Source organism: Streptomyces sp. NPDC051909, from assembly GCF_040681095.1.
Classification (GTDB): Bacteria; Actinomycetota; Actinomycetes; order Streptomycetales; family Streptomycetaceae; genus Streptomyces.
Window position 1 is genome coordinate 38086 of sequence record NZ_JBFAYA010000009.1, and the last position, 13359, is coordinate 51444.

At 74.0% G+C, this 13359-nt stretch carries 11 protein-coding genes; 2 read left to right on the top strand and 9 right to left on the bottom strand.

Going from position 1 to position 13359, the window contains the following annotated elements; all coding sequences use genetic code 11:
- Nucleotides 1–54 precede the first annotated feature (54 nt).
- Together AB0M18_RS16420 and AB0M18_RS16425 are read right to left on the bottom strand one after the other, a co-directional pair.
- The gene (locus tag AB0M18_RS16420) at nucleotides 55–975 is read right to left on the bottom strand and encodes an NADP-dependent oxidoreductase (RefSeq protein WP_365758362.1); all 921 of its coding nucleotides are present in this window, start codon (nucleotides 973–975) and stop codon (nucleotides 55–57) included.
- A gap of 4 nt (nucleotides 976–979) precedes the next feature.
- Nucleotides 980–1588, bottom strand: a complete 609-nt coding sequence (locus AB0M18_RS16425) for a DoxX family membrane protein (protein WP_365758364.1) — start codon at nucleotides 1586–1588, stop codon at nucleotides 980–982.
- A 251-nt stretch (nucleotides 1589–1839) separates the two neighbouring features.
- Here AB0M18_RS16425 and AB0M18_RS16430 point away from each other — a divergent pair, with 251 nt between their 5' ends.
- The gene (locus tag AB0M18_RS16430; protein ID WP_365758366.1) at nucleotides 1840–2457 is read left to right on the top strand and encodes an HdeD family acid-resistance protein; all 618 of its coding nucleotides are present in this window, start codon (nucleotides 1840–1842) and stop codon (nucleotides 2455–2457) included.
- A 163-nt stretch (nucleotides 2458–2620) separates the two neighbouring features.
- Nucleotides 2621–3043: a DUF350 domain-containing protein gene (locus AB0M18_RS16435; protein WP_365758368.1), complete on the top strand. Its 423-nt coding sequence runs from the start codon at nucleotides 2621–2623 to the stop codon at nucleotides 3041–3043.
- 54 nt (nucleotides 3044–3097) lie between these two features.
- Here the strand turns inward: AB0M18_RS16435 and AB0M18_RS16440 are convergent, their stop codons facing one another.
- The 7 genes from AB0M18_RS16440 to AB0M18_RS16470 all read right to left on the bottom strand — a co-directional run bounded on the left by AB0M18_RS16440 (nucleotide 3098) and on the right by AB0M18_RS16470 (nucleotide 13346).
- A complete protein-coding gene (locus AB0M18_RS16440) occupies nucleotides 3098–3571 on the bottom strand; it encodes a hypothetical protein (RefSeq protein ID WP_365758370.1) in 474 nt (157 codons plus the stop codon).
- Nucleotides 3568–5004, bottom strand: coding sequence for a WGR domain-containing protein (locus AB0M18_RS16445; protein WP_365758372.1), 1437 nt, complete (start codon nucleotides 5002–5004; stop codon nucleotides 3568–3570). Before AB0M18_RS16445 ends, AB0M18_RS16440 begins: the two co-directional genes overlap by 4 nt.
- Before the next feature lie 193 nt (nucleotides 5005–5197).
- Nucleotides 5198–5893 (bottom strand): ABC transporter ATP-binding protein, encoded by a 696-nt coding sequence (locus AB0M18_RS16450; RefSeq protein ID WP_365758374.1) that lies wholly within the window; start codon nucleotides 5891–5893, stop codon nucleotides 5198–5200.
- Between the two features lie 34 nt (nucleotides 5894–5927).
- Nucleotides 5928–7412, bottom strand: coding sequence for an ABC transporter permease (locus AB0M18_RS16455; RefSeq protein ID WP_365758376.1), 1485 nt, complete (start codon nucleotides 7410–7412; stop codon nucleotides 5928–5930).
- Between the two features lie 180 nt (nucleotides 7413–7592).
- The gene (locus AB0M18_RS16460) at nucleotides 7593–8804 is read right to left on the bottom strand and encodes an ROK family transcriptional regulator (RefSeq protein WP_365758378.1); all 1212 of its coding nucleotides are present in this window, start codon (nucleotides 8802–8804) and stop codon (nucleotides 7593–7595) included.
- A 186-nt stretch (nucleotides 8805–8990) separates the two neighbouring features.
- Complete coding sequence (locus AB0M18_RS16465; RefSeq protein ID WP_365758380.1) at nucleotides 8991–12038, bottom strand: glycoside hydrolase family 38 C-terminal domain-containing protein; 3048 nt, start codon at nucleotides 12036–12038, stop codon at nucleotides 8991–8993.
- Between the two features lie 36 nt (nucleotides 12039–12074).
- Nucleotides 12075–13346 (bottom strand): glycosyl hydrolase, encoded by a 1272-nt coding sequence (locus AB0M18_RS16470; RefSeq protein ID WP_365758382.1) that lies wholly within the window; start codon nucleotides 13344–13346, stop codon nucleotides 12075–12077.
- Between the last annotated feature and the right edge of the window lie 13 nt (nucleotides 13347–13359).

The window sequence follows — 13359 nt, forward strand, 5'->3', positions numbered from 1 at the left end:
CGTCGGACTCCTCGGTCTTCGGACTCCTCGGAGTCCTCGGAGTCCTCCGAGTCCTCAGACTGTCAGCACCAGTTTGCCCCGGGTGTGGCCTCCGCTGCTCAGCCGCCAGGCCTCGGCCGCCTCGTGCAGCGGCAGTTCCTTCTCCACGAAGACGGTGAGCCGGCCCTCGTCGGCGAGATCGGCCAGGGTGGCGAGTCCGGCGCCGTCGGGCCGAACCCAGACGTAGTGCCCGCCGAGGGTGGCGGCCCGGTGGTCGGTGATGGAGGCCAGCCGGGCGGGGTCGCGCAGGAGTTCGGCGGAAACGTCGACGGACTCGCCGCCGACGAAGTCGAGGGCGGCGTCGATGCCGTTCGGGGTCACGTCGCGGACCCGGTCGGCGAGTCCGGGGCCGTACGCGACGGGTTCGGCGCCCAGGTCGAGCAGGAAGCCGTGGTTGGCGGGGCTCGCGGTGCCGATGACGCGGGCGCCGCGGGCGGTCAGGATCTGCACGGCGAGCGAGCCCACTCCCCCGGCGGCGGCGTGCACGAGGACGGTGTCGCCGGCGGCGCAGCCGACCCGGTCGGCGGCCTGGAGGGCGGTGAGCCCGGCGAGCGGGAGGCCGCCGGCCTGGGCCCAGCTCAGGGCGCGGGGTTTGCGGGCGAGCATGCGGACGGGGACGGCGACCTGTTCGGCGTAGGCGCCGTGCTCGGCGCTGTCCTTGCGGATGTAGCCGATGACCTCGTCGCCGGGGGCGAACTCGGTCGCGTCGAGGCCGTTGCCCGCGACGACTCCGGCGACGTCCCAGCCGGGGATCATCGGGAAGCGGCTCACCATGATCGGGTCGAGGCCGCCGGCGGCGAGCTTCCAGTCGACCGGGTTGACCCCGGCGGCGCGGACCTGGACCAGGACCTCGCCGGGGGCGACCTTGGGGTCGGGGAGTTCCATCAGGGTGAGCGCGTCGGTGCCGCCGTACTCCGGCATGGCCATGGCCTTCATGGGCTCAGTTCTCCGTCTCGCGGGCGTTGCCGTGCTCGGGTTCGGGTTCCTCGGTCGCCGAGCCCGCGGCAGCCGGGGCGGCCGGGGCGGGCTCGTCCGGCGCGGGGGCGGAGATGGCCTCGGCCCGGCGGTTGACGACGGCGGCGGCGGCGAGCGCCGTACCGAGGAAGGCGGTGGCGACGACCCAGGGCCGGTCGAGGACATGGTGGGTGGCGTGGTCGAGGGAGAGCCGGCCGGCGCCGGTGACGCCGATGGCGGCCGCGGTGAAGCCGAGGAAGGCGGGGTACTCGTAGCCGCCGCCCATGGCGAAGAAACCGGCCGGGTAGTGCACGGCGACGGCACCTGCCATGGCGCCCGCCGCGGCGGCGCCGGCCGCCGGGGTGGCGAGTCCGAGGGCGAGCATCAGTCCGCCGCCGGCCTCGCCGAGCCCGGCGGCGACGGCGCTCTCCCGGCCGGGATGGAAGCCCATGGCCTCCATGGCCTTGGTGGTGCCCTCGATCCCGCCGCCGCCGAACCAGCCGAGCAGCTTCTGGGTGCCGTGCGCGGCGAGAACGGCGCCGGTGCCGACCCGCAGCACGAGGAGCCCGAGGTCGCGTCGGTTGAAAGCGGTCATGTCGTCTCCCGGTGTGACTCGGGTGCGGCGGGTGCGCGCGCCCTGCACTCTCCCTGTCCACTGTGCGCCGGTCCGCCCCGGACCGCCGGTGGACCGGATACCCCACTCGTCCATACAGGTCATCTTTTGCGGCGTCGGTCCGGTGCTGCTTGAGTGAAAGCGCTGTGACGGCCCGCAGCGGGCCGCCCCGACGCCCGGGTGCGGACGCGCCGAGAAGCAGGAGTCACGGGGAAGAAGAAGGGAGTACCGCCATGACGCAACAGACGCAGGACGACTCACCGTTCGGACGGTCGTCGCCGGAGGACGTGCCCGGGCCCCTCGGCCTGCTGGCCGGCCTGGCCTGGCAGGCCCTGCTGATCGCCGGTCTCGTCGCCCTCGCCGTCGGCGTCCTCGTCCTGGTGTGGCCGGGGCAGTCGCTGACCGTCGCCGGTGTGCTGTTCGGTCTGTATCTGCTGATCAGCGGTGTGCTGCATCTGATCGCGGGCTTCGGCACCCATATGCGCACCTCACTGCGGGTGATGGCCTTCATCAGCGGCGCCCTGTCGATCCTCCTCGGTCTCTTCTGCTTCCGGGGAGCGATGCAGTCGGTACTGCTGCTCGCCCTGTGGATCGGCATCGGCTGGCTCTTCCACGGCATCACGCAGACCGTGGCGGCGGCCTCGGATCCGACCATGCCGGCCCGCGGCTGGCAGATCTTCCTGGGCGTCATCAGCGCGCTCGCCGGTGTGGTGCTGATCGTCTCGCCGCTGAACTCGGCGGAGGTCCTGATCGTGCTCGCCGGCATCTGGCTGGTCGCGGTCGGCCTGGTCGAGATCGTGACCGCCTTCATGGTGCGGTCGCGGGCCAAGCTGCTGCCGCCGGGCGTCTAGGCTGTCTCCTCCGGATCTTGGTCGGGTCCGCCGCACAGGTCCGGAGCCCCGAATCGCGTGACTGTCAGGCCCACCCGGCCCCCGCCGGGTGGGCCTGCGCTACATTTTGCCGGTCCTTGACCGCGATCGTTCACGATCACTTCCCTCCGGAGCCCGGCATTTCATGAGCGACATCGTCAACGGCCTCGGCCGGACCACCGCCTACGGCGCCCTCGGCGTCGTGCTGCTGATCCTCGGCATCGTCCTGGTCGACATCCTGACCCCCGGCAAGCTCGGCCGGCAGATCTGGGAGGACCGCAACCGCAACGCGTCGATCCTGCTCAGCTCCGCGCTGCTCGGCATAGGCGGCATCGTCTTCACCGCCATCTGGACCACCTACGACGACTTCGCCAAGGGCCTGGTCTCCACGGCCGTGTTCGGTCTGCTCGGCCTCGTCCTGATGGGCGTCGCCTTCCTCGTCGTCGACCTGGTCACCCCCGGCAAGCTCGGCGCGACCCTGGTCGACCCGGAGCCCCACCCCGCGGTCTGGGTGACGGCCTCCTGCAACCTCGCCGTGGCGGCGATCGTCTCGGCCTCGATCGCCTGACGCACAGGCGCTAGGGGGTGTCTCGCTGATCCGGCCTGATCGGCGAGACACCCCCTAGGCCCGCGGGTCCCGGTCCGCCGGCTCCACCTCCAGGTGGCGATGGCGGCGCGGGCCCCGGTAGAGGAGGGCGTCCCAGCCGAGGCGGTCGAGGGCGGTCGCGCAGGCGGTCAGGGCCGCCTCCTCCCCCTGGGCCGCGCCGGATCCCGGCGGGCCCAGCCACTCCACGACGGCGGTGCCGGGCCGCTCGCCCGGCGTGACCCGGTAGCCGGTGGCCACGCGGGCGCCCGTCGCGTCGACCGCCGACGGCGGCTGCTTCGCCGCCTCCAGGGCCAGCGCCACCGCCCGTACCGGCTGGTGCCGCTCCCACGCGGCGGGCCGGGCGGCCGGATCGCCGCCCCGGCGGCCGGTCAGGCGCCGGATCTGCAGCAGCCCTTCGAACGCGGCCCGCACCTCGCGCGAGCGCTGCTCCGCATCGGCCTCCGGCAGCGGCGGCCCGTCCCCCGTGGCCGCCGCGAAGGCGCCGCTCACAGCAGCCGCCGGATGTCGCCGCGCACCCGGTAGAAGCCGCCGGACGCGGAGTGCAGCGCGTCGACCACGTACCGGGCGCCCGGCTCACGGATGGCGCGCGGGAACTGCACGTTCCACCCGCGGTCGTAGCCCTCGGTCAGCACCCGGACCCGGGTCCGGCCGCCCTCCTGGACGCACTCCACGACGATCGAGCCGGCCGGGGCGCTGCTCACCGCGTCGACGGCGGCGACCGTGGTGGCCGGCGCGTACGTGGGCAGGGCCGCGGCGAGCTTCACGTCCTGGGCGACCGGGACGTCGCCCTCCTTCGCGGCGGCGATGGCCGCCTCGCTCGCGTCCACGCACAGCAGCGAGCCGTCCGTGGTGACCAGATACAGCCGCTCGTCGCGGTACTGCATCGACAGTGCCGAACCGCCGCCGGTGCCCAGCTTCCACAGCCGGGTGCCGTCCTCCGCGAAGCAGTAGACCGACGAGGCGCTGTCACCGGCGAAGACGAACCGCCCGCCGGGCGAGGTGGCGCACGAGTACACCACGCTGTCGCAGCTGTAGACCGCCTCGGTCCGGCCGTCGCGCTTCGACAGGCGGTGCACCTTGCGGCGGCCCGTGCCCGCGTACACCGAGGTGTGCTCCTGCCAGCCGAAGAGCACCCCTCCCTCCAGCGGCGTGTGCCAGAGTTCCCGCCCGCCCTCGGGGGCGTGGGCCGCGACGCCGCGGCTGTCGCCGTAGTAGACCGCGTCACCGTCCGCGCGCACCATCCACGCGTGCTCGCCGCGCCCGCCCTGCGCCCACTGGTACTCGTCCTCGTGGTCGATGACCGTCAGCCGGCCCGAGCGGTCGGCCACGTTGAGCACGCCCTCGTGGATGTCCAGCCAGAAGATGTCGACGTCGGCCGCGATGTCGTAGGCCGCGAAGGGCAGCTTGGACGACAGGTCGTAGACCCGGCCGTCGTCGCAGCCCGCGTAGATCCAGAAGTCGTCGGCGACCAGGCACTTCACGCCGTCGGGCAGGCTGTAGCGGGCCAGGACCTCGCCGGTGTGGCCGAGGGTGAAGACCTCGCCCGCCTGGTTGCCCACCCACAGGCGCTCGTCGTCGACATGGATGCCGAAGGCGGCGGAGCCGGTGCGGAAGCGCCACAGGACGGGCGCCACGGCGCGGGCCGTGGACGGCGCGGAGGTCACGGCACGGCGGGTCACCGAGCGCGGCGCGCGCTGCCCCTGCACCGCCGGCGCGTATCCCTTGCGCACCTTCTCCCCTATCTTCTTCGCCGCGGCGGCCTGCGCCTTCTGGGGCGTGGCGAAGGTCGAGGTCTGCGTCTGGCCGGCCGCGCCGATCCGTCCGTAACGGACCGACACCACGGTGCCGTCGACCGTCACTTCGTAGAACTTGTGCGCGCCGCCGCCGTCCTGCGACAGCTCCAGATAGGTCTTCGTCGTCATGCCCAGAACGCTACGGGCAGCCACTGACAACGCCCCGACGGCCAGGCAGCCCGACCCGATCGGCCGGGACCAGAGTCCGCGCGATTCAGAACTCTCCTCGCAGACCGCGGTCCGCGCGGTCGGTCCCGGACGGGTGTCACGGGCCGGGTGACCGGCCCGCACCTCCACTTCGAGGTGCGGACCGCCGCCGGGCTCAGACCGCCTCCGCCGCCTGCCGGTTCTCCTTGAGGGTGATCCGGCCCTTGCGCAGGGTCGCCAGGCGCGGGGCCCGGCGGGCGACGGCGCTGTCGTGGGTGACCATCACGAAGGTCAGCCCGTGCTCCTTCCAGAGCCCTTCGAGCAGGTCGACGATCTCGTCGCGCATCGACTCGTCGAGGTTGCCGGTCGGTTCGTCGGCCAGCAGCACCTTGGGCTGCTTCACCAGCGCCCGGGCGATGGCCACGCGCTGCTGCTGGCCGCCGGACAGTTCGGAGGGCAGGTGGCCCGCGCGCTCGCCGAGTCCGACGGACTCCAGGGCCTCGGCGGCGCGCCGGCGGCGTTCGGCGGTGCGGACGCCGAGCGGGACGAGCGCGGTCTCCACGTTCTCCTGGGCGGTGAGCGTGGGGATGAGGTTGAAGCTCTGGAAGACGAAGCCGATGAGCCGGCTGCGCAGGTCGGTGAGACGGCGCTCGGAGACCGTCGCCAGGTCGGTGCCGTCGAGCAGGACGCTGCCCGAGGTGGGCCGGTCGAGGCCGCCGAGCATCTGGAGGAGGGTCGACTTGCCGCCGCCGGTGGGGCCCTGGATGACGAGGCGGTCGCCCTCCCGGACGGTCAGGTCGACGCCGGCGAGGGCGTCCACTCTCTCCTGGCCGCGCCGGTACTGCTTGGTGACGCCGGTGAGTTCGTACATGGTGTTCTCCTGTGCGGTACGGGTGAGGCGGGGGCTACTCGACGCGGCGCAGCGCGTCGGCCGGGCGGAGGCGGGCGGCGCGCCAGGCGCCGAAGCCGCCCGCGACGAGGCCGCCGCCGAGGGCGAGCAGCACGGCGAGGCCGACGGTGGTGAGGCTGACCGGGGCGGTCAGCGCGATGTCGAGGGACCGGCCGGCGCCGGTGGCGCCCGGTCCGCCGCCCATCAGCATCCGGCCGCCGCCGGGGCCGCCGAAGCCTCCGCCGGCCGCGCCGCCGAGTCGGGCGGTGAGGGTGGGGCTGACGGCGGTGACGAGCCAGGCGCCGCCGAGGCCGACGGCGATGCCGAGCACACCGCCGATGAGGCCGTTGACCAGGGCCTCGCCGACGACCTGCCGGGTGACCCGGCCGCTCTTCCAGCCGAGCGCCTTGAGGGTGCCGAACTCGCGGACCCGGCGGCTGACCGCGGAGGAGGTGAGCAGCCCCGCGACCAGGACGGCGGCGATCAGCACCGCGTACGAGAGCCAGCGGCCGACGGTGGTGGCGAGGCCGGCGGCGGTGTCGAGGGAGCCGGAGACGGTCTGCGCGAGGTCGGCCGAGGTGGTGACGGTGGTGCCGGTGACGTTCTTCTGGATGGCGGCCTTGACCGCGTCGATCTCCTTGGAGTCGGTGGCCTTGACGTAGACGGTGGTGATCTCGGCCTTGGCGTCGGCGAGGGTCTGGGCCCGCTGGAGCGGCAGGTAGACCTGGGCGGCGGACTGGCCGCTGTCGGCGGTGGCGATGCCGATGACGGTGAGCTTCACTCCCTTGACGGTGAGGGTCTCGCCGACGGTGAGGCCCTCCTGCTGGGCGTAGGCGCTGTCGAGGACGGCGACCGCGGCGTCGGTCTCGGTGGTCTTGAAGGTGCGCCCGGAGGTGATGGTGGAGGTGGTGAGGGGGCCGAGGTCGGGGGTGGTGACGTCGGTGCCGTAGAGGGTGAAGGAGTTGACGTCGAAGGCGGCGCCGCCGCCGACCACGGTGTCGCCGGGGCCGGAGCCGCCCGCGCCGCCGGGGCCGGTGGCCGGGCCGCCGCCCTCCGTTCCCTGACCGCCCTGGCCGCGCTGGACGGCGCCGCGCTTGAACTCGCCGTTGATCTTGAGGTTGACCAGGCTGAGGCCGCCGACCGCCTTGGCGACGCCGTCCTGCTTCGCGACGGTGCCGACCGTGGTGTCGGGGAGGGTCTGGAACCCCTGCACCATCAGCCGGTCGCTGCTCTGCTCCTCGCCCTCCTCGCGCCCCTGGAACTCGAAGCGCGGCCGCTGCGCCTGCCCGCCCGCCTTGGGCTGCTCCTGCGCCTTGGTGACCGTGAGGTCCGTGCCGAGGCCGTAGAGCGATTCCAGGACCTCGCCCTGGGCCTGCTTCATTCCGGACGACACGGAGTTGACGACGATGACCAGTGCGATGCCGAGCGCGAGCCCGGAGGCGACGACGAGCGCCGCCTTTCTGCGGCGGCGCAGTTCGCGCCGGAGGTAGGTGAAGAACATGGGCGCGAAGGTAGGGGCGCCTTGTGATGGCGGGATAAGGCGCGCGTGAGAGCGGGATGAGAGTCCGCGGCGGGGGCGGCCGAGCCGGCCGCGGGCCGGGGTGGGACCCGGGATCGGCCGGGGGCCGGGCGAGGCCGGGCCGCGCGGGTCGGCGGTGGTCCGCCGGACAGGCCCGGAGGTTCAGCCGCCGTACGCCAGGGGGTCGGCCAGGATGTCCTGGATCACGAGGGCGGCGGCGCCGCGGGCGGCGTCGGCGGTGGTGGTCGCGGCGCGCAGGCGGCCCTTGGCGGGGGTCCAGAGGCCGGAGACGACGCGGCGGGCGAGTTCGGACTCGGCGGCGGGGGCCAGCCAGGGCATCAGGCGCGGGTAGATCCCGCCGAGGACCACGGCCTGCGGGTCGAGCAGGTTGACGGCGCCGGACACGGCGACGCCGAGCATCCGGCCGGCCTCCTCCAGGGCGGCGAGCGCGCGGGGTTCGGCCTCCTCCGCGCGGCGCACCAGGGCGTCGACGCCGCGGACCCCGGCGGCGCGCAGCAGGGCGGCCTGGCCGGCGTACCGCTCCAGGCAGCCGTGCGAGCCGCAGCGGCAGCGCGGCCCGTCGGGCAGGACGGTGAGGTGGCCGATCTCGCCGGCGAAGCCGTGGGCGCCGCGCAGCAGTTCGCCGTCGAGCACGATCGCGCCGCCGACCCCGATCTCGCCGGTGACATGCAGGAACGTGCGTACGTCTCCGAGGTCGCCGAACCACAGCTCGGCGAGGGCCGCGACATTGGCCTCGTTGTCGGAGGCGACGGGCAGGGCGGGGGCGCCGGGCGGGCGGGCGGCGACGAGGGCACGGGCGAACAGGGCGTCCGCGTCGACCCGGTTCCAGCCGAGGTTGGGGGCCTGCTGGACGGTGCCGTGGGAGACCAGGCCGGGCAGCGCGAGCCGGACGCCGGTGGGCCGCAGGTCCCGGGCCGCGGCCTCGGCGAGCACGTCGGCGGCGACGTCGGCGGCCCGGCGCAGCACCTCGACGGGGGCGAGGGCGCGGTTGTCGAGCGGGACGGTGCGGCGGACCCGGCCGGTGCCGCCGAGGTCGGCGACGCACACGCTGACGTAGTCGACGTTGAGCTCGACGCCGAGCCCGGCGGGGCCGGTGACGGCCGGCTTGAGGACGGTGCCGGGGCGGCCGGCCTGGCCGCTGAAGGTCTTTCCGGACTCGACGAGCAGGCCGAGCTCCAGGAGCTGTTCGACGAGCGAGGACACCGCGGCGCGGGTGAGGCCGACGCGGGCGGCGACGGCCGCCCGCGTGGTCTCGCCGCTCTCGTGCACGGTGCGCAGCACGAGGCTGAGGTTGTGCCGGCGTACGCCCGCCTTGTCGGCCTTGGGCTCCGGGGTGTCCTTGCGCCTGTTCATGGTGCGCAGAGCCTAACCGGCGGGCGGCGGAACGACTCGGTCCGCGCACGACGGTTCAGTGACCGAACTCTTCGGCCCTGATCCGCCGGACAGGCCCCAGGTGGAGCGGGGCACGGGGGCGGAGGTGTCGGGGGCGGCCCCGGCCGCTGCCCAGGGCCGGGGCCGTCCGTCTCGGTCACGAACGGCTCACGCCCGGGTGAGCCGGAGGGTGAGGAGCTGGAAGGGGCGCAGGCCGATCAGGACGTCGTCGCCGTCCGTCTCGGCCTCGCCCTCCTCCCCCGGCCAGGGGCGTTCGAGCAGGTCGCAGACCCGGGCGCCGGCGAGCGGGAAGCCGGCGGTGAGGCGGGTGCGGGCGCGCCCGCCGCGTGACTCGTAGACGCGGACCACGACATCGCCGCTGCCGTCGTCGGCGAGCTTCAGCGCGCTCACGACGACGGCCTCGTCGGCCACGCTCACGAGCGGCGCCACCTCGGCCGCGGGGCCACCGGGGACACGCCGCTCGGACTGGTTGATCCGGTGGCCTTCGCGGACGGCGTCGCCGATCCGCGCGCCGGGCACCAGCGCGTGCCGGAAGCGGTGCGGGCCCTGGTCGGTGTGGGGGTCGGGGAAGCGCGGGGCGCGCAGCAGGGAGGCGCGGACGGTGGTGGTCGTGCCGTGGTCGTCCGGGCGCACGGTGCGGGTGACATCGTGTCCGTACGTGGAGGCGGTGACGAGGGCGACGCCCCAGCCGGGCTCCTCGAAGTGCACGAAGCGGTGGTTGCAGGCCTCGAACTTGGCCGCTTCCCAGCTGGTGTTGGTGTGGGTGGGCCGGTACAGGTGCCCGAACTGGGTCTCGGCGGCGTAGCGGTCGGTGTGCAGGTCGAGGGGGAAGGCGGTCTTGAGGAACTTCTCGGTCTCGTGCCAGTCGACCTCCGTGTCGAGGTCGAGACGCTTCTCTCCCGCTCGGAGGGCGAGAGTCTGGACGGCGGTGGAGGCGCCGAAGGAGCGGGTGACACGGACGGACACGGCGCCCGGCCCCGCGTCGGCCGGCGCGAGCTCGTCGACGTCCGTCAGGTCGGTGACGGTGTTGCGGTAGAAGCGGTCGACGTCCCAGGCGTCCCACATGTTGGGGAAGTCGGGGTGGAGTTGGAGCAGGTTGGCGGCGGCCCCGGGCGCGATGGTCTCACGTCCGGCATCAAGGTCGACGAGGGAGACGATCAGGCCGCGGGCGTCGACGGTGACCCGCAGCAGTCCGTTGTCGAGGACGAAGCCGCCCTCGGGGCGCGGTGCGGCGGTGCAGCGGCCGGGTGCGGCCGGCAGGGCCCCGGCGGGTCGGGCGCCGCCTGCGGGAACGCCGCCGCGGGCGTGCGGGGCGGCGTTGAAGACCACCTCCGCGTCCCCCTCCCCCGCCAGGGCGCGCTGGGCGCGGTCGACGATCGCGGTGAGCTCCTCGGCGACGGCGGCGTACGTGGCCTCCGCCTCGCGGTGCACCCAGGCGATGGACGAGCCGGGCAGGATGTCGTGGAACTGGTGGAGCAGCACCGTCTTCCAGATCCGGTCCAACTCCTCGTACGGATAGGGGAATCCGGTCCGCACGGCGGCGGTGGCGGCCCACAGCTCGGCCTCGCGCAGCAGGTTCTCGCTCGCCCGGTTGCCCTGCTTCGTGCGGGCCTGGCTGGTGAGGGTGGCGCGGTGCAGTTCGAGATACAACTCCCCGACCCACACCGGGGGTTCGGGGTACTCGGCCTGGGCCTTGGCGAAGAACTCGGCGGGCCGCTCCCAGCGTACGGTCGCGGAGCCCTCCAGGTCGCGCATCCGGGCGGCCTTGGCGATCATCTCGCGGGTCGTGCCGCCGCCTCCGTCGCCCCAGCCGGTGGGGGCGAGGGAGTGCCGGGCGCGGCCCTTGTCCTTGAAGTTGCGGACGGCGTGGGCGATCTCCTTGCCCCGCATGGAGCAGTTGTAGGTGTCGATGGGCGGGAAGTGGGTGAAGATCCGGGTGCCGTCGATGCCCTCCCACCAGAAGGTGTGGTGCGGGAAGGAGTTGACCTGGCTCCAGGAGATCTTCTGGGTGAGCAGCCACTTCGAGCCGGCCTGCCGGATGATCTGCGGGAGTCCGCCGGCGAAGCCGAAGGTGTCGGGGAGCCACGCCTCGTGGTTCTCGACGCCGAACTCGTCGAGGAAGAAGCGTTTGCCGTGCACGAACTGACGGGCCATCGCCTCGGAGGAGGGCATGTTGGTGTCGGACTCGACCCACATGCCGCCGGCCGGGACGAAGCGCCCCTCGGCGACGGCCTTCTTCACCCGGGCGTACACCTCGGGCCGGTGCTCCTTGATCCAGGCGTACTGCTGGGCCTGGGACATGGTGTAGACGAAGTCGGGCTGGTCCTCCAGGAGCGCGGTCATGTTGGCCGTGGTGCGGGCCACCTTGCGCACGGTCTCGCGCAGCGGCCAGAGCCAGGCGGAGTCGATGTGGGCGTGCCCGACGGCGCTGATGCGGTGGGCGGAGGGCTCGGCGGGCGAGGCGAGGACGCCGGCGAGTTCGGCGCGGGCCGCGGCGGCGGTGCCGCCGACGTCCTGGAGGTCGAGGACGTCGAGCGCGCGCTCGACGGCGCGCAGGATGTCCCAGCGGCGGGCGCCCTCGACGGGCAGTTCGGCCATCAGCTCGCCGAGCACCTCCAGGTCGATGACGAGCTCCCAGACGGTCTGGTCGAACACCGCGAGGTCGAGCCGGGCGATGCGGTACTGCGGACGGTCGCCGGCCGTCTCCTTCTCGCCGAGTCCGGTGGGCAGGAAGGGGTGGTAGTCCAGGATCACCGGGTTGGCGGCGGCCTCGACATGCAGCAGCACCTCCTCGCCGCCGGCCGCGGGCGCGGCGATCCGCACCCACTGGTTGCGCGGGTGGAGGCCCTTCACCGGGCTGCCGTCCGGGCGGTAGACCAGGCCCTCGCACTGGAAGCCCGGCATGTTGGCGTCGAAGCCGAGGTCGATCAGCGCCTCGACCGTCCGGCCGGCCCACTCCTCGGGGACGGTGCCGGTGACGGTGAGCCAGCTGGTGGACCAGGGCGCGCCCCAGGGCTCGCCCGCGGCGATGGGGGTACGGGGTGCGGCCAGGCCCTCGGCGACCGGGACGGGCTCGCCGGGGGCGGTCCAGATGCCCGCGGTGAGGGGCACGGAGACGGGGTGGACGGCGGGGCGGATGCGTTCGTCGAGGACCCGCTTGAGCCGGGACTCGACGAGGCTGCGGTCGTCATGCATGCGGAGCACTCCCAAGGGCGAGGGTACGGGGCGGGGTCAGCCGCGACGGGCGGCGCCGAGGTCGTCCGGCGTGACCAGCTCGGTGATGCCGCGGGCGGCCAGGTGCGCGGGGTCGGTGGCGCGGGCCGCGAGGACGACGGCCGGGCGGGCCCCTTCCGCGGCGAGCCGCATGAAGGCCTCGTAGTACACGCCGCCGGGGCCGCAGGAGGAGCGCGCGGTGACCTCCTCCGGGAGGTCGACGACGAGCGCGGTGCTCCTCGGTGCCGGCGCGGCCCAGGTCGTACGGGCCTCGTCGACGGCGTCCGCGAGGGCCCGCCCGGCCGGCTTGGCCTTCCGGTCGTTGGTCAACAGGCCCAGGCTGTATTCCAGTTCGGGGAAGTCGGCGAGCGCGCGGTCGACGTCGTGGGAGCACCACCACGTGATACCCCACAGATCGGGGCAGTCGAGCGCGGCGGCGACGGTCGTCCGGGTGAATTCGGCCGCCCGGTCGGCGGGGATGTGCGGGGCGGGCGCGCCGACCTCCTGGAGCCAGACCGGGCGGCGCGGGTCGTCGGCCCAGGCCTTGGAGAGTTCGACGAGGTAGGCGGCGTGCTGGGCGACGGCGACGGAGTCGGTGCCGTAGCGCTGTGCGGTGCCGTTGAACACCCAGGAGTGGACGGCGGTGGCCGCGCCGACACGGGCGGCGTGGCCGGGGGTGAAAGGGTGGTCGTCGAGGTACCAGGCGGCGTCGTACGCGGCGTGCAGGTGGAGCCGGCCTGGCGCGCCGTCCTCGCAGGCGGCGAGCATGCGCCGCAGCCAGTCCGCGGCCTGGTCGGGGGTGATCCGGTCGGGGTCCGGGTGGGGGTCGCCGGAGAACTGGTCGATCTCGTTGCCGAGGGTCATGCCGAGGAAGTTCGGCCGGTCGGCCAGCGCGGCGGCGAGGGTGCGCAGATAGGCGGCCTGGCCGTCGAGGACGTCCGGGTCGGTGAAGAGGTTGCGCCGGTGCCAGGTCCGGGTCCAGGCAGGCAGGAAGTCGAAGCTGGACAGATGGCCCTGGAGGCCGTCGACGGCGACGTCGAGGCCGCGTTCGGCGGCGGCGTCGACGAGCGCGGCGAGCTGCCCGACGGCGCGCGGCCGGATCAGGGTGCGGTTGGGCTGGAAGAGCGGCCACAGCGGGAAGACCCGGACGTGGTCGAGGCCGAGGGCGGCGATCGAGTCCAGGTCGGCGCGGACGGCGTCGAGGTCGAAGTCGAGCCAATGGTGGAACCAGCCCTGGCTGGGCGTGTAGTTGACGCCGAAGCGCGGGGCGGCGGAAGGAGGGTGCGTCATGTGCGGTGCGGTG